General features: G+C 71.3%; 13 protein-coding genes and 2 pseudogenes. 11 read left to right on the forward strand and 4 right to left on the reverse strand.

From position 1 onward, the window contains the following. The first annotated feature begins 9 nt into the window (after window positions 1-9). The 6 genes and pseudogenes from AB1046_RS01090 to AB1046_RS01115 all read left to right on the forward strand — a co-directional run bounded on the left by AB1046_RS01090 (window position 10) and on the right by AB1046_RS01115 (window position 7416). Window positions 10-1920 (forward strand): heme peroxidase family protein, encoded by a 1911-nt coding sequence (locus AB1046_RS01090; RefSeq protein ID WP_369371938.1) that lies wholly within the window; start codon window positions 10-12, stop codon window positions 1918-1920. Between the two features lie 133 nt (window positions 1921-2053). Beyond that, window positions 2054-2323: a 30S ribosomal protein S15 gene (gene rpsO / locus AB1046_RS01095; RefSeq protein WP_020016810.1), complete on the forward strand. Its 270-nt coding sequence runs from the start codon at window positions 2054-2056 to the stop codon at window positions 2321-2323. A 226-nt stretch (window positions 2324-2549) separates the two neighbouring features. Continuing rightward, window positions 2550-4796, forward strand: a complete 2247-nt coding sequence (locus AB1046_RS01100; protein WP_369371939.1) for a polyribonucleotide nucleotidyltransferase — start codon at window positions 2550-2552, stop codon at window positions 4794-4796. Between the two features lies 1 nt (window position 4797). Next, window positions 4798-6125: pseudogene (locus AB1046_RS01105) on the forward strand (M16 family metallopeptidase). A gap of 11 nt (window positions 6126-6136) precedes the next feature. Beyond that, the gene (gene dapB / locus AB1046_RS01110; protein ID WP_369371940.1) at window positions 6137-6910 is read left to right on the forward strand and encodes a 4-hydroxy-tetrahydrodipicolinate reductase; all 774 of its coding nucleotides are present in this window, start codon (window positions 6137-6139) and stop codon (window positions 6908-6910) included. Between the two features lie 89 nt (window positions 6911-6999). Further along, window positions 7000-7416 (forward strand): hypothetical protein, encoded by a 417-nt coding sequence (locus AB1046_RS01115; protein ID WP_369375533.1) that lies wholly within the window; start codon window positions 7000-7002, stop codon window positions 7414-7416. 104 nt (window positions 7417-7520) lie between these two features. On the opposite strand, the gene AB1046_RS01120 is transcribed toward AB1046_RS01115, so the two are convergent. From AB1046_RS01120 to AB1046_RS01130, 3 genes and pseudogenes are all read right to left on the reverse strand, one after another. Beyond that, window positions 7521-7988, reverse strand: a complete 468-nt coding sequence (locus tag AB1046_RS01120; protein WP_369371942.1) for a hypothetical protein — start codon at window positions 7986-7988, stop codon at window positions 7521-7523. 105 nt (window positions 7989-8093) lie between these two features. Then, window positions 8094-8597, reverse strand: a complete 504-nt coding sequence (locus AB1046_RS01125; protein WP_369371943.1) for an N-acetyltransferase family protein — start codon at window positions 8595-8597, stop codon at window positions 8094-8096. A 20-nt stretch (window positions 8598-8617) separates the two neighbouring features. Next, window positions 8618-10089: pseudogene (locus tag AB1046_RS01130) on the reverse strand (NAD-dependent succinate-semialdehyde dehydrogenase). Window positions 10090-10179: 90 nt separating this feature from the next. On the opposite strand from AB1046_RS01130, the gene rraA reads away from it, so the two are divergent. The 4 genes from rraA to AB1046_RS01150 all read left to right on the forward strand — a co-directional run bounded on the left by rraA (window position 10180) and on the right by AB1046_RS01150 (window position 14416). Next, on the forward strand, window positions 10180-10644 hold the full coding sequence (gene rraA, locus AB1046_RS01135) for a ribonuclease E activity regulator RraA (protein WP_369371944.1): 465 nt from the start codon (window positions 10180-10182) through the stop codon (window positions 10642-10644). A 63-nt stretch (window positions 10645-10707) separates the two neighbouring features. Further along, complete coding sequence (gene dapA, locus AB1046_RS01140; protein WP_369371945.1) at window positions 10708-11679, forward strand: 4-hydroxy-tetrahydrodipicolinate synthase; 972 nt, start codon at window positions 10708-10710, stop codon at window positions 11677-11679. Between the two features lie 34 nt (window positions 11680-11713). Continuing rightward, on the forward strand, window positions 11714-13399 hold the full coding sequence (locus AB1046_RS01145) for a ribonuclease J (protein WP_369371946.1): 1686 nt from the start codon (window positions 11714-11716) through the stop codon (window positions 13397-13399). 246 nt (window positions 13400-13645) lie between these two features. Continuing rightward, window positions 13646-14416, forward strand: a complete 771-nt coding sequence (locus AB1046_RS01150; protein WP_369371947.1) for a DUF4328 domain-containing protein — start codon at window positions 13646-13648, stop codon at window positions 14414-14416. Between the two features lie 31 nt (window positions 14417-14447). Here AB1046_RS01150 and AB1046_RS01155 read toward each other — a convergent pair whose 3' ends face one another. Next, entirely contained in the window at window positions 14448-15035 is a 588-nt protein-coding gene (locus tag AB1046_RS01155) for a TetR/AcrR family transcriptional regulator (protein WP_369371948.1), read from the reverse strand. Between the two features lie 82 nt (window positions 15036-15117). On the opposite strand from AB1046_RS01155, the gene AB1046_RS01160 reads away from it, so the two are divergent. Then, window positions 15118-15528 carry a hypothetical protein gene (locus AB1046_RS01160; protein WP_369371949.1) on the forward strand — a complete coding sequence of 137 codons (411 nt, stop codon included), beginning with the start codon at window positions 15118-15120 and terminating at the stop codon, window positions 15526-15528. Window positions 15529-15675: the final 147 nt, after the last annotated feature.

A 15675-nucleotide genomic window follows, 5' to 3' on the forward strand; every position in this document is an offset into this window, starting at 1 on the left:
GAGATACCGATGGCCCAGACCACGCAGGCACCGCAGCTCGGCGACCCCAACCAAACTCCGAACGAGGCAGTCGACCTGGCGCAGACGCCGGCCGGCCGCACGGTCCGGCGGATCGGGCACGGTGGCGTGTTCGTGCCCGCCGACCCGGACGACACGGGTAAGCCGCACGAAAGCACAGCGACCCTGATGCCACGCACCGAGGCGGCCGTACGCCGTGATCTGCGCGAGCATCGTTTTGACGCCACGACGTCGTTCGACTACCTGCTGCGGCGCCTGGCCGCACGCTATCCGGAGTCGCACCTGCCCGATGGTGAGCAGCTCGACGAGACCCGGGACGCCCTGATGCGACTCGGTGCCGCCATGATCGAGGCACCGGCGGGGCCGCCGGCACCGGGTGCGCCGCCCGTGCCTCCGCGCGACTCCACGATCCCGTCGGTCTACACCTACTGGGGTCAGTTCATCGACCACGACATCACGCTCAACACCAACGGTCCCGACGACGGCTCCGGCCCGGGTGGCGACCAGGCGCTCGGCGACGTGGTGAGCGACCCGTTCCGTACCTTCTCGCCGAAGGTGGTGCGACGCAGCCTGCACAACGGGCGCGTCCCGCTGCTCGACCTCGACAGCCTCTACGGCTCGGGCCCGCGGTTCAAGGGCGAGAAGGACCGCGGCACCACTCGCAGCGAGGCCGCCTACGTGCCCGGCTCGGCCAAGCTGCGGCTCGGCCGGATCAGCACCGCGGCCATCCCCGGGTTCAACCTCGTGGCGCCCGGCGACGACCCGCAGCGCGACCTGCCCCGCAGTGCCGAGCCGGGCAGCGAGCGGATGCCGCTGATCCCGGACAGCCGCAACGACGAGAACCTCGTGGTGGCGCAGTTCCACGTGGCCATGATCCGGTTCCACAACGCCGTCGTGGACTGGGTGGCGGACAAGGAGCCGTGGAACGCCACGACCCAGCGTGAGCTGTTCGACCGCGCGCAGGAGCTCGTCCGGTTCCACTACCAGTGGCTGGTCGTGAACGACTACCTGCGCACCCTTACCAAGCCCGGGGTGCTCGACTCGGTCCTGGCCACCGGGCCGTCGCTGTTCCGGCCCGCGCGTCGCGTGTCGATGCCGCTGGAGTTCGCGGTGGCGGCGTTCCGGTTCGGGCACTCGATGGTGCGTGGCGCCTACGACTTCAACGTCAACTTCACGGGCGGCGGCCCCGGGGGAGTGGCGAGCCTGGACGACCTGTTCCGGTTCACCGGCAACGGCGGGCTGGCGCCCGAGGGCATCGGCCCGTTCCCCGCCCTACCGTCGAACTGGCCCGTCGAGTGGCCCCGGCTGACCGACAAGGGTGACCCCCTGACGTTCCGCATGGCCCGCAAGATCGACCCCTTCCTGGCGGACGGCCTGGGCGACCTGCTGAACGAGGGCAACTCGGCTCCTGTCCCGATCAAGGCGCTGCTGAAGCACCTCGCGCAGCGCAACCTGCTGCGCGGCTACATGCTGGCGATCCCGACGGGGGAGGCCGTGGCAGCCGAGCTTGGGGTGCGTGCGCTCACGCCGGAGCAGCTGCGGCAGAACGCGTCCCCCGAGGTCTCGGCCGCGCTCGACGACCTGGAGGGCACACCGCTGTGGTACTACGTGCTCAAGGAGGCGGAGGTCCAGGGCAACGGCAACTTTCTCGGTGAGGTGGGCAGCCGCATCCTGGTCGAGACGTTCGTGTACCTGCTGCGCCTGGACGACGAGTCCTACCTGCGTCGGCCGGGCCGCGACTGGACTCCGGCGTACGGGGTCCGGTTCGAGGACCGGCGCCTGATCACGACGCTCCCGGACCTCCTGGCGTTCGCGGGCGTCTCCCCGATCGGTCAGGACGACGCCGGTGCACCGGTCTTCCGCCGCACGGGTGACGGCTATGCGGGCCACGACGGGGCGTGACTGGTCTCACCCCCGTCGTCGGGCAGCAGGGCTCAGCACTGGTAAAGTTGTATCGCCGTCTGAACGGCCGCGGATCCAGAGCGCCCCGGTGAACTAGTCCCGGAGCACCGCGCAACGACACTGAAGGAGAGCCATGCCGCTCGACACTGCCACGAAGCAGCAGATCATTTCCGAGTACGGAACCAAGCCGGGCGACTCGGGCTCGCCGGAGGTGCAGATCGCGCTCCTCACGCAGCGCATCAAGGACCTCACCGAGCACCTCAAGGAGCACAAGCACGACCACCACAGCCGTCGTGGCCTGCTGCTCCTCGTGGGCCAGCGCCGTCGTCTCCAGGGTTACCTCAAGGGGATCGACATCGAGCGCTACCGCGCCCTGGTCGACAAGCTCGGCCTGCGCCGCTGACCGTGACGCCTACCAGCCCGGCCCCCGATGCGGGGGCCGGGCTGGTCTGGTGAGATGCTGTAGCAGTACGAAAGCATGACCACGCCACCCGTGACCTCGTCCGGTCCTCGGTAGTGGCTCCCTGAACTCCTTCGCTCCGGCGAACGGCGGTTCGGTGGGCCTCGATCGATGACCGCCAGGCATGGGGGCGTTCCAAGAGAACACACCCAACAGAAGGAGGGCACCCGTGGAGGGTCCCGAGATCCAGTTCGCCGAGGCCGTTATCGACAACGGTCGCTTCGGCACCCGTACCGTCCGGTTCGAGACCGGACGCCTCGCCAAGCAGGCCGCCGGCGCAGTCGCCGCCTACCTCGACGGCGAGACCATGCTGCTGTCGACCACCGCGGCCGGCAAGCACCCCAAGGACCAGTTCGACTTCTTCCCGCTGACGGTGGACGTCGAGGAGCGGATGTACGCCGCGGGCCGTATCCCCGGCTCGTTCTTCCGCCGCGAGGGTCGCCCGTCGACCGACGCGATCCTGACCTGCCGCCTGACCGACCGCCCGCTGCGCCCCCTGTTCGTCAAGGGCCTGCGCAACGAGGTCCAGATCGTCATCACGGTCATGGCGCTGCACCCCGACGACGCATACGACACGCTGGCGATCAACGCCGCGTCGGCGTCGACCCAGATCTCCGGCCTGCCGTTCGACGGCCCGGTCGGCGCGGTCCGCATCGCGCTGGTCGACGGCCAGTGGGTCGCGTTCCCCAAGTACTCCGACAAGGAGCGCGCGGTCTTCGACATGGTCGTGGCCGGCCGTGTTGTCGGTGACGACGTCGCGATCGCCATGATCGAGGCCGAGGCCACCGACAACGCCTGGACCCTCATCAAGAACGAGGGTGTCGCGGCTCCGAACGAGACGGTCGTCGCCGAGGGCATCGAGGCGGCCAAGCCGTTCATCAAGGCCCTGTGCGACGCGCAGGCGCAGCTCGCCGCGCAGTCCGCCAAGGAGACGCAGGAGTTCCCGCTCTTCCCGGACTACCAGGACGACGCCTTCGCCGCCGTCGAGGCGGCCGTGGCCGCGCCGACGCGCGACGCGCTCACCATCGCGGACAAGCAGCAGCGCGAGAACACGCTCGACGAGCTCAAGGCGAGCGTGCACGACCAGCTCGACGGCCAGTTCGAGGGTCGCGAGAAGGAGCTGTCGGCCGCGTTCCGCTCGCTGCAGAAGAAGCTCGTCCGCCAGCGTGTGCTGACCGACGGCGTCCGCATCGACGGCCGTGGGCTCGCGGACATCCGCACCCTCTCGGCCGAGGTCGAGGTGCTGCCTCGCGTGCACGGCTCGGCGATCTTCGAGCGCGGCGAGACCCAGATCCTGGGCGTCACCACGCTGAACATGCTCCGCATGGAGCAGCAGATCGACTCGCTCGGTCCGGAGACGCGCAAGCGCTACATGCACAACTACAACTTCCCGCCGTACTCGACCGGTGAGACGGGCCGCGTTGGCAGCCCGAAGCGCCGCGAGATCGGCCACGGCGCGCTCGCCGAGCGTGCCCTGGTGCCGGTCCTGCCGAGCCGCGAGGAGTTCCCGTACGCGATCCGCCAGGTGTCCGAGGCTCTCGGCTCCAACGGTTCGACGTCGATGGGCTCCGTCTGCGCCTCGACGCTGTCGCTGCTGAACGCCGGTGTGCCGCTGCGCGCGGCGGTCGCCGGTATCGCGATGGGCCTCGTGTCCGACACCGTGGACGGCGAGACCCGCTACGCCGCGATGACGGACATCCTGGGCGCCGAGGACGCGTTCGGTGACATGGACTTCAAGGTCGCCGGTACCAAGGAGTTCGTCACGGCCATCCAGCTCGACACCAAGCTCGACGGCATCCCCGCCTCGGTGCTGGCTGCGGCGCTGGGCCAGGCCCGCGACGCCCGCCTGACCATCCTCGAGGTGCTCGACGAGGCGATCGACACGCCCGACGAGATGTCCCCGAACGCCCCGCGCGTCATCACGGTGAAGGTCCCCGTCGACAAGATCGGCGAGGTCATCGGGCCGAAGGGCAAGATGATCAACCAGATCCAGGAGGAGACGGGCGCGGACATCTCCATCGAGGACGACGGCACCGTCTACATCGGTGCCACCGACGGCCCTTCGGCCGAGGCCGCCCGCGCGGCGATCAACGCGATCGCCAACCCGCACATCCCCGAGGTGGGAGAGCGGTTCGTCGGAACCGTCGTCAAGACGACGTCGTTCGGCGCCTTCATCTCGCTGTCCCCGGGCAGGGACGGTCTGCTGCACATCAGCCAGATCCGCAAGCTCGTGGGTGGCAAGCGCGTCGAGAACGTCGACGACGTGCTCTCCATCGGCCAGAAGGTCCAGGTCGAGATCGGCGAGATCGACCCGCGCGGCAAGCTCTCGCTGGTCGCCGTGACCGACGAGGACGCGTCTGCCCCGGCCGACGCCGCTGAGCCGGCCGCCGAGGCCACCGCGCCTGCGGACGCCTGACATGACGTGGCACCTGCCGCTCGTCCCGACGGGCGAGCCCGGTGCCGAGCTGACCGCCGGGCAGGACGGTGCGACGATTCGTCGCTCCGTCCTGCCCGGCGGTGTCCGTGTACTCACCGAGCACATGCCGGGCCAGCGCTCGGCGACGGTGGGCGCGTGGATCGGCGTCGGCTCGCGGGACGAGACCGACGGCCACTTCGGCTCGACGCACTTCCTGGAGCACCTGCTCTTCAAGGGGACCGCCCGGCGGTCCGCGATGGACATCGCCGAGGCGTTCGACGCCGTCGGCGGTGAGGCGAACGCCGCCACAGGCAAGGAACACACCTGCTACTACGCGCGGGTGCTGGACTCCGACCTGCCGATGGCGGTCGACGTCATCTCCGACATGGTCACCTCCGCGCGCCTGGACGCCGACGAGCTCGAGACCGAGCGCGGCGTCATCCTCGAAGAGCTCGCGATGAACGACGACGACCCGACCGACGTCGTGCACGAGCAGTTCTCCGCCATGGTCCTGGGCGACCACGCGCTGGGCCGCCCCATCGGCGGCACCCCCGAGACCATCACCGCCGTCCCGCGGGACGCCGTCTGGGACCACTACCGCTGGAACTACCGGCCGGAGACCCTCGTGGTCACGGCCGCGGGCGGGATCGACCACGGCAAGCTCGTGCAGCAGGTGACCCAGGCGCTGTCCGACGGCGGCTGGGACCTCGACGCCGCGATCGCACCGCGCGAGCGCCGGGCCACCACCGAGGACCACGCGGGTGTGCCCGAGGTGGGCACCGAGCGGACCGTCAACCGGCAGGTCGAGCAGGCCAACATCATCGTGGGCTCCACCGGGATCTCGGCGACGGACGACCGGCGCTTCGCGCTGTCCGTGCTGAACGCCGTGCTGGGTGGTGGCATGTCGTCCCGCCTGTTCCAGGAGATCCGCGAGAAGCGGGGCCTGGCGTACTCCACGTACTCGTTCGCGTCCGCCCACGGCGGGCTCGGCACGTTCGGCCTGTACGCGGGCTGCGCGGCGGCCAAGGCGGACCAGGTCACGGCGCTGCTCGTCGAGGAGCTGGAGAAGCTCGCGAACGACGGGATCACCGAGGCCGAGCTCAAGCGGTCCATCGGACAGCTCTCCGGCGGTACCGTGCTCGGGCTGGAGGACTCCGGATCGCGGATGAGCCGGCTCGGCAAGGCCGAGCTCGTGTACGGCGACCTGCTGTCCCTGGCCGAGTCGCTCGAGCGCATCCAGGCGGTCACGTCGGCAGAGGTCCAGACCCTGGCCCAGGACCTGGCCGGCCGCCCCGCTCGGTGATCCGCGTAGGCCCGTTCGAGAACTAGGGTGATTGATCGTGAGTGACATCAAGGTGGCCGTGCTCGGCGCGGCCGGGCGCATGGGCAGGCAGACGTGCGCGGCGGTCGAGGCCGCTGACGGCCTGCAGCTGGTCGCCCGGCTGGACGCCGGCGACAAGGTCTCGGCCGAGACCCTCGCGGGGGCCGACGTCGCCGTCGACTTCACCGTCCCGGCCGTCACCGAGGCCAACATCCATGCGGTGCTGGACGCGGGGGTGCACGCGGTAGTGGGCACCACCGGCTGGGACGACGACGCCCGTGCCCGCGTCACCGCGCACCTCGCGGAGCTGTCCCCCCGAGGCTCCGGCGGCAAGGAGTCGCTGGGTGTGCTCATCGCCCCGAACTTCGGGCTGTCGGCGGTGCTGGCCATGACGTTCGCCGCGAAGGCCGCGCGCTACTTCGAGTCCGCCGAGGTCATCGAGCTGCACCACCCGAACAAGGTGGACGCGCCGTCCGGCACAGCGCAGCACACCGCCGCGGCGATCGCCGCGGCTCGCGCCGAGGCCGGGCTCGGCCGGTCGCCCGACGCCACCGAGGCGGGCTGGGAGGCGCGGGGCGCCGACGTCGACGGCGTGCGGGTGCACGCCGTGCGGCTGCGCGGGCTCGTGGCGCACGAGGAGATCCTCTTCGGCAACGAGGGCGAGCAGCTGATCATCCGGCAGGACTCGTTCGACCGGGCCTCGTTCATGCCCGGTGTGCTGCTCGCGATCCGCTCCGTCGTGTCGCGGCCCGGGCTGACCGTCGGGCTCGAGCACGTGCTGGACCTGTCGTGAGCGAGCCGGGGCCCGACCGCCCGGCCACGCCGTCGCCGTCGTCGACCTGGAAGCCGGCCAAGGGGCTGACGGGCGCCATCGCCGTGACGATGCTGCTCGCGCTGTACGTGTGGCAGATCGCGGGGCGCGGAATCTCGATGATCGGTACGGGCGAGCCGGTGCTGATCGCCATCGGCGCGGGCGTGCTCGTCATCCCGCTGCTGGTCATCGGCCTGATCGCGCGCGAGTACTGGCTGGCGGCGACGGTCCAGTCCATGGCGGACACGCTGTTCGCCGAGGGGAACCTTCCCGTGGACGACCTGCCGCGCTCGCCCGGCGGGCGCATCGACCGGGCGGCCGCTGACGAGGCGTTCGAGCCGTACCGGGTGGCCGTCGAGGCGGCCCCTGAGGACTGGCGCGCCTGGTACCACCTGGCGTTCGGCTACGACGCCTCGGGCGACCGCCGTCGCGCCCGCGAGTCCCTCCGCAAGGCCGCAACCCTCTACCGAACCAGCCCCCGCCCGTAGCCGGGCCCCGAACACACCTTTGAGTCCTAGGTTTCTCCGCTTTGAGGCGCCTCAAAGCGGAGAAACCTAGGACTCAAAGGGGAGTTGTGGCCGGGTCGGCCCGGTCAGTCGGTGAGGCTGGTCCAGCAGTAGAGGCCGTGGCCCGAATCCGCCGCGCGGACGGCTAGCGCGGCGAGCGGTAGCAGCGCGGCCGCGAGATTGCCCGGAGGGATGGCAGGCGCCCCGACGGAGGACCACGCGCGGGCTGCCTCGGCCAGGCGGGTGGGGCCGGCCGAGGCGAGATCGTCGGCGAGCGTCTGGGAGACCGTCACGATCCACGGACCCTCGTCGCCGCCGCTGGAGACGAGCGTCCCGTGCCGGGGGTGCGCGGTGACCTCACCGTAGGGCCTCCCGGACAGCACGCCCGCGAGCCCGCCGAGCATCACGAACGGGTCGACGGACGGCACCGCCACGGCGTCGAACCGCGGCAGGTCGGTGCCCTGGTCGGGCTCGGACGGCCCGCCGGGCGTGTGGAGCGCCGTCGCAGCCACCTCATCGGTAGGTGCGGCGAAGTACTCCGTGCGTATCCCCATGACGCCGATGGTCGCAAGGCCGTGTCACGGGACTGTCACGTGGGCGTGAAACCTGGAGTTTGCCTCGTGGTCCCGCCATTTCGGCGCCGCGGGCCCCGATCGGTGTCAGATCCCGGCGGACCAGCGGTGCTCGATGACCTCGCGGACGCCCGTCGCGAGCGTGCGGCTGCGGCCGTCCTCGCCGAGCCCGCTGGCCTCCAGGAACGCGGCGCGCGCGGCGTCGTCGGCCAGGGCCCAGGTCGTGACGGTGTCGGAGCCGTCCGAGCGGAGGCGGTCGACGGCGGCGGCCAGCAGACGCGACCCGTGCCCCGCGCGCTGCGACTCGGGCAGGACCTCCAGCGACAGCACCTGACCGGGGGAGACGGCGGCGAACCCGACGACGTCGGGCCCGTCGAGCGCGACCAGCACCGCAAAACCGGGACCGGGCGGCGACGTGATCGCGGACGACCAGCGTTCCTGCATGGCCGGGACGTCGAGCGCGTCGATGACACCCTCGCCGAGGACCCCGGTGGAGCGCCAGGAGGCGACCTGCACGGCGGTCACGGCGGACTCGTCACCGACGACGGCGGGACGGACGGACACGTCGGCAGTCTCACTGAACAGGGCCACCCGGCCACCCTAGCTGCCCGCTACAGCGCCACGTACACCGTCTCCTGGTACTCCTCGATGCCCGCCTCGCCGCCCTCGCGGCCCAGGCCGGAGGACTTCACGCCGCCGAACGGCGCGCTCGCGTCGGACACCAGGCCGCGGTTGATGCCGATCATCCCGGCCTCGATGTCGTCCATCGCGCGCTGCGCCCGGGCCAGCGACGTCGTGTACGCGTAGGCGGCCAGGCCGAACGGGGTGCCGTTGGCCAGCTCGTACGCCTCGTCGTCGGACCCGAAGGCCACGATCGGGGCGACCGGACCGAAGATCTCCTCGGTGACGATCCGCGCGTCCCCGCTGATGCCGGTGAGCACCGTGGGCCGGAAGAAGTGGCCCGGGCCGTCGAGCCGGGAGCCGCCGGTGAGGACCTGGGCGCCGTCCGCGACGGCGTCGTCCACCAGGGCGGAGACCTTCTGCACGGCGGCCTCGTTGATGAGCGGGCCCACGTCGGCGCCCGGCCGGGTGCCGGGTGCGGTCACCTTCGCGCCGACGGCTGTGGCGAGCTTCTCGGCGAAGGTGCGCGCCACGGCGTCGTGCACCAGGAACCGGTTGGCCGCCACGCAGGACTGGCCGGAGTTGCGCAGCTTCGCGACCAGCGCGCCCTGGACTGCCGCGTCGAGGTCGGCGTCCTCGAACACGATGAACGGTGCGTTGCCGCCCAGCTCCATCGAGCTGCGCAGCACGTTCTTGGCGGCGTGGGCCAGCAGCACCTGGCCCACGCGGGTGGAGCCGGTGAACGAGACCTTGCGCAGGCGGGGATCCTCGAACAGCGGCTCGGTGACGGGGCCTGCGTGCGTGGTGGGGAGCACGTTGACGATGCCCGTCGGCAGCCCGCGCCGCTCGGCCTCGGAGCGGATGATCTCGGCGAGCAGGAGCGTGGTCAGCGGGGTCAGCTCGGACGGCTTGACCACCACCGTGCACCCGGCGGCCAGCGCCGGGGCGATCTTGCGGGTCGCCATGGCGATGGGAAAGTTCCAGGGCGTGATGAGCAGGGCCGGCCCTACGGCCGGCGACTGACGTACTGCTTGTTGCCGCCCGACGGCGCCGTGCGCACCAGTCCGTCGGCGCGCACCGCCTGCTCGGCGAACCAGCGCAGGAACTCGGCGCCGTAGACGACCTCGGCCCGCGCCTCGGCCAGGGGCTTGCCGGCCTCGGCCGTGATGAGTGCGGCGATGTCGTCGGCGCGGGCGACGAGGCGGTCGAAGACGCCACGCAGCAGCTCGGAGCGTTCCCGCGGCGCCACGGCGCGCCAGGCGGGAGCTGCCGCGTGCGCGGCGTCGAGGGCGCGCACGGCGTCGGCGGGTGTGGCGTCGGAGACGTCGAAGATGGGCTCGGCGGTCGCCGGGTCGGTGACCTCGAACGTGGCGCCGTCCGCGGCAGGGCCCCAGTGCCCGGCGACCAGGAGGCCGGTGGGCAGGTGTGCCACGAGTGCTGGGGAGAGCGTCGTCGCCGTCATAATCCGAGTATCCACAGCCGCGCAAGCCGCTCGGGGGTCTCTCGGGAACCGCGTATCGTCTGGCCCACGCCCGCGAAACGGAGGATCACCATGACCGTGACTGCCGACCTGTACGACGAGCACGGCGAGGCACTGGCCTCGCTCCCGGTCCAGCTGCGCGACTTCGGTGGGGTGCGCGCCTTCTCGGGGCCCGTGCGTACCGTGCGCTGCCACGAGGACAACGCCCTGATCAAGGCGCTGACGCAGACGCCGGGCGAGGGTGCGGTACTCGTGGTGGACGGCGGTGGCTCGCTGCGTACCGCCCTGATGGGCGACCTCATCGCCGCCGCCGCCGTCGAGAACGGCTGGGCCGGCGCGATCATCTACGGGGCGATCCGCGACTCGGTGGCGATCGGCGGGCTGCAGCTCGGCGTGAAGGCGCTGGGCACCAACCCGCGCAAGTCGGCGAAGGCGGGCACGGGCGTGGTGGACGAGCCGGTCGAGATCGGCGGCGTTGTGTTCCGCCCCGGAGCCACGGTGTACGCCGACGAGGACGGTGTGCTGGTCGAGCGATGACCCGCTCGGCGGGTCGGTGGGCACCAAGACCGCTGACCGGGCGGTAAACGGTACGGTAGAGCCATGGTTCTTCCCACTGATCCCGCGCGCCCGTTCGGCGCGGTCCTGACTGCGATGGTCACCCCGATGACGCCCGACGGGGCCGTCGACCTGAAGGCAGCGGTCAAGCTGGCGAAGAAGCTGGTCGACGACGGCAACGACGGCCTCGTCCTGTCCGGCACCACCGGTGAGTCGCCGGTCACGCACACGCCCGAGAAGGAAGAGCTCGTCGCCGCGGTCGTCGAGGCAGTGGGCCACCGCGCCGCCGTCGTGGCCAGCGCCGGCTCGAACGACACCGTGCACGCGATCCGCATGGCCGAGCAGGCCGCGGAGGCCGGTGCGGACGGCCTGCTCGTTGTGTCGCCGTACTACTCGCGGCCCAGCCAGGAGGGCCTGTTCCAGCACTTCACGGCCGTCGCGGACGCGACCGACCTGCCCGTGATGCTGTACGACGTCCCCGGCCGCACCGTGGTGCGCATCGCGCCCGAGACCTACCTGCGTCTGGCCGAGCACCCGCGGATCATCGCGAACAAGGACGCCACGGGCGACGTCTACGCCGCCACCAAGCTGATCCCCGCGACCGGCCTCGCCTGGTACTCCGGCGACGACGGGCTGCTGCTGCCGTTCCTGAGTGTTGGCGGTGCGGGTATTGTGTCTGTGTCGGCCCACCTGGTCGGCGCACACTTCGCGGAGACGGTCCGCCGGTTCGACGCCGGCGACATCGCCGGAGCGATCGAGGTCTTCCGCACCACTACTGGCGTCGTCGACGCGATGAACGGCGCGGGCGCCCAGGCCGTCATGGTCAAGGCGGCGCTCGAGATCCTCGGCGTCACGGACAACCGGTTCCTCCGGCTGCCGAACGTCGCTGCATCGGACGACGAGGTGGTCGCCCTGCGCGCGGTACTGGCCGAGGCCGGTCTGCTGCGCGACGACCAGCCCGCACACCAGCCCGAGGTGAGCGTGCTCGCGGAGGCGAGCACCGCCGTCGGGCTTTGAAACTTTTCTGTTGGAACGAGGCCTTGGAGGCCACGTGAGTCATCCTCACCCTGAACTATCCCTGCCCCCCGCACTGCCTGAAGGCGGACTGCGTGTGGTCGCCCTCGGCGGCCTGGGCGAGGTGGGACGCAACATGGCGGTCCTGGAGCATGCCGGAAAGCTGCTCATCATCGACTGCGGAGTCCTCTTCCCGGAGGACAACCAGCCCGGCGTGGACCTGATCCTGCCGGACTTCGACTACATCAAGGACCGCCTCGACGACATCGAGGCGGTAGTGCTGACGCACGGCCACGAGGACCACATCGGTGCCGTGCCGTATCTGCTGCGGCTCCGCAAGGACATCCCGCTGGTCGGCTCGCGCCTGACGCTCGCCTTCATCGAGGCGAAGCTCAAGGAGCACCGCATCAAGCCCTACACCCTTGAGGTGAAGGAGGGGCAGCGCGAGAAGCTCGGCGTCTTCGACTGCGAGTTCGTCGCGGTCAACCACTCCATCCCGGACGCGCTCGCCGTGGCCGTCACCACCGCCGCAGGCACCCTGCTGCACACCGGTGACTTCAAGATGGACCAGCTGCCGCTCGACGGCCGCATCACCGACCTGCGCGCCTTCGCCCGCCTCGGCGAGAAGGGCGTCGACCTCTTCATGGTCGACTCCACCAACGCCGAGGTGCCGGGCTTCGTGACGCCCGAGGTCGAGATCGGCCCGGTGCTGGACAACGTGTTCGCGCACGCGGACAAGCGGATCATCGTCGCGTCGTTCTCGTCGCACGTGCACCGCGTGCAGCAGGTGCTGCGCGCCGCGCACGCCCACGGCCGGCGCGTCGCCCTCGTGGGCCGCTCCATGGTGCGCAACATGGGCATCGCCGCCGAGCTCGGCTACCTCGACGTGCCGCCGGGCGTGCTGATCGACCTGAGGAAGGCCGACTCGCTGCCCGACGACCAGATCGTCTACATGTCCACCGGCTCCCAGGGCGAGCCGATGGCGGCGCTGTCGCGCATGGCCAACGGCGACCACAAGGTGCAGGTCGAGACCGGCGACACCGTGATCCTGGCCTCGTCCCTCATCCCGGGCAACGAGAACGCCGTGTTCCGCATCATCAACGGCCTCACCCGCCTCGGCGCACGCGTCGTGCACGGCGGCAACGCCAAGGTGCACGTCTCCGGGCACGCCTCGGCCGGCGAGCTCATGTACTGCTACAACATCCTCAAGCCCAAGAACGTCATGCCGGTGCACGGCGAGGTGCGCCACCTCGTCGCCAACGGGGCTCTCGCGGTCCGGACCGGCGTGCCGGCCGACCGCGTGGTGCTCGCCGAGGACGGCGTGGTCGTGGACCTCGTGGACGGCAAGGCCTCAGTGGTCGGCGCCGTGCCCTGCGGGTACGTGTACGTCGACGGCTCGTCGGTCGGCGAGATCACCGACGCCGAGCTCAAGGACCGCGTGGTCCTGGGCCAGGAGGGCTTCGTGTCCGTCTTTGCGGTGATCGACACCGCCACGGGCAAGGTGCTCGCACCGCCGCAGGTGCTGGCCCGCGGTATGGCCGAGGATGCCTCGGTGTTCGACAAGGTGATGCCGGAGGTCACCGCGGCGCTCGAGAGCGCGATCGCGGGCGGGGCCACGGACACGCACCAGCTCCAGCAGATCATGCGCCGCACCATCGGGCGCTACGTGGCGACGCGGCTGCGCCGCAAGCCGATGATCGTCCCGGTCGTCGTCGAGGCGTGACCCGGAGCGCAGCGACCCGAGAGGTCGAGGCGTAGGGACAGCGGGAGAGCATTACTCCCCGGGCGGGGTAACGCTGAGGTAGCACTGCTCCCTCAGCGTTACCCCGCCCGTTGTCATGCCTCGGGAGCGTCCCCAGGAAAGTGCCGTCCGTGTACGAGCCGTGAGAGTCGCGGGGTTCACCCGTGGCTGGTGGTTGCCGGGAATTGCAGGGTGAGTACGGTAGCGGGAACACACCGGAGGCAGTTGATGTCCGATCCGCGCAGTCCCCGCCAGAACGGCGGTTTGCCCTGGGGGAGTCCCGACCCGCAACCAGGCCCTGAGCCGTACCCGGAGCCGCTGGGTAGCCCGGCGCACCCCCAGTCCCCGTACGCCTCGTCGCCCGACGCCGAGCACCCCGCGCGGCCGGAGCGCGCCCACGCGCGCCAGCGCCGCCGTCGGCCCGGTACGCCGCTGCCCGAACCCCCGGCCGGGCTGGGCGTCGGGGTAGTCGTGGCCGCGGGCTGCCTGCTCTTCGTCGAGCTGGCTGAGCTCGCGATCCTGCTCGTCACCGGGACCGAGCGCGAGGCCGGCGGGTTCGGCCTGGGCGCCGGGTTCGACTTCAACGGCGGCATCGCGACCGCGGTGTTCGCGCTCGGGGCCTATCTGGCCACCTGCGCCTGGCTCCACGCCGGCCGCCGGTTCGCCGAGGCGGCGAACCCCAGGGCGCGGTTCGCGCGCGGGCGGGCCTGGATCTGGCTTGGCTGGTGGGTGCCGGTGGTCTCCCTCTGGTTCCCCTACCAGGTGGTCCGGGACATCCGCGACGCGGTGGTGCCCGACGGCGCGCGCCGCGTCAGCCTCAGCCTGTGGTGGCCGTTCTGGCTCCTGGCGAGCTTGCGCCTCTACTCGCTGAGCCCTGGTCCGGGTGAGCTGATCGTCCGCGCTGTCGCGGCGGCGGCGCTGGTCGTCGCGTTCGTCCACTGGATCCGGATCGTCCGGGAGATCACGCGGGCCCAGGAGAAGCTGGCCGGACTCGGCTGATCCCGGCGGGACGCCGCCAGGGGTCAGTGGGTCAGCGAGCCAGGAGCGCGGCGCCCACCGCACCCGCGGCCCGGTCGAACGCCGCCTCCCGCCCGTCGGCGTCGCCGGGCAGGAGGCCTGCGAGCTCGAGCGACACGAGCCCGTGCACCAGACCCCACAGCCCGACGGCGACGTCCAGCACGTGCGCGGCCGGCACGCCGTCGAGCACCCGGGCTACCGCGTCGTGCAGCACCCGGAACGTGGCGCGGTTGACCGCGGACGCCGGGTCGCTGCCGGCGGGCGCCACGCCGCGGTAGAACATGACGCGGTAGAAGTGCGGGTCGGCCAGGGCGAATCTCCGGTAGGCGCCGCTGAGGGCACGCAGGTCCGCCGCCGGTTCGTCGCTCTGCCCGACGGCGGCGAGGTGGTCCGCGAACCGCCGGAAGCCCTCGTCGCTCACCGCCTCGACCAGCGCCTCGCGCGAGCCGAACAGCGCGTAGACCGCGGACGCGCTCGTCCCGGCCTCGGCGGCGACCTTGCGCACGGTGACGGCGGCCTCGCCGTCGGACGAGATGAGCCGGGACGCGACCTCGAAGAGCCGGGTGCGCAGGGCGTCGTCGTGCAGTCTCGGTCGAGCCATGGGGTGAGTCTAAAGCCTTGACGGGAGTTTGCGAACGCTGTTTGATAACAGTGTTACAAAACAACCCCCCAAGGAGGACGTCGTGCTCGAGCTCTCGGACCCGGCCCGCATCACCGCGGGCATAGTGCTGCTGACCATCGTCGGCATCGAGTCGGGCGGGTTCTTCCTGCTCAAGGTCTTCGGTGGCAAGGTCGCGACGACCGACCTGCAGAAGAGCTTCTACCGCGCCGGCCATGCCCACGCGGGCGTGCTGGTGATCCTCGGCCTGCTCTGCGTGCTGCTGGCAGAGGCCACGAGCCTGACCGGGTTCCCGCGCTGGCTCGCCGCCACCGGCGTGCTGTACGCGGCGATCCTCATGCCGGCGGGGTTCTTCTTCTCCGCGATGGGGGAGGGGCGCACCACCCCGAACCGCGCGGTGGTGCTGCTCCCGATCGGCGCGGCGGCCCTGGCCGTGGGCGTGGTGACGCTGGCGATCGGGCTGCTCCTGAGCTGAGCCCGAAGCGGAACCGCAGGCTCAGGTCATACCGATGGAGCCTGAGGACACACCGCGAGGGGTCCTGGGCCGGGCCGTCGGCGGCGGATACGGTTGCGACATCATGGCGACCCGCACGTCGGCCCGGCGAGGTTCCGGGAAGGGATC

This window comes from Promicromonospora sp. Populi (assembly GCF_041081105.1).
Classification (GTDB): domain Bacteria; phylum Actinomycetota; class Actinomycetes; order Actinomycetales; family Cellulomonadaceae; genus Promicromonospora.

What these genes read in the sequence shown, in the direction of transcription:
- rpsO (WP_020016810.1), top strand. Translation starts at nt 2,054, where the DNA reads ATGCCGCTCGACACTGCCACGAAGCAGCAGATCATTTCCGAGTACGGA.
- AB1046_RS01150 (WP_369371947.1), top strand. Translation starts at nt 13,646, where the DNA reads ATGTCCGATCCGCGCAGTCCCCGCCAGAACGGCGGTTTGCCCTGGGGG.
- rraA (WP_369371944.1), top strand. Translation starts at nt 10,180, where the DNA reads ATGACCGTGACTGCCGACCTGTACGACGAGCACGGCGAGGCACTGGCC.
- AB1046_RS01155 (WP_369371948.1), bottom strand. Translation starts at nt 15,035, where the DNA reads ATGGCTCGACCGAGACTGCACGACGACGCCCTGCGCACCCGGCTCTTC.
- AB1046_RS01090 (WP_369371938.1), top strand. Translation starts at nt 10, where the DNA reads ATGGCCCAGACCACGCAGGCACCGCAGCTCGGCGACCCCAACCAAACT.
- AB1046_RS01120 (WP_369371942.1), bottom strand. Translation starts at nt 7,988, where the DNA reads ATGGGGATACGCACGGAGTACTTCGCCGCACCTACCGATGAGGTGGCT.
- AB1046_RS01115 (WP_369375533.1), top strand. Translation starts at nt 7,000, where the DNA reads ATGCTGCTCGCGCTGTACGTGTGGCAGATCGCGGGGCGCGGAATCTCG.
- dapA (WP_369371945.1), top strand. Translation starts at nt 10,708, where the DNA reads ATGGTTCTTCCCACTGATCCCGCGCGCCCGTTCGGCGCGGTCCTGACT.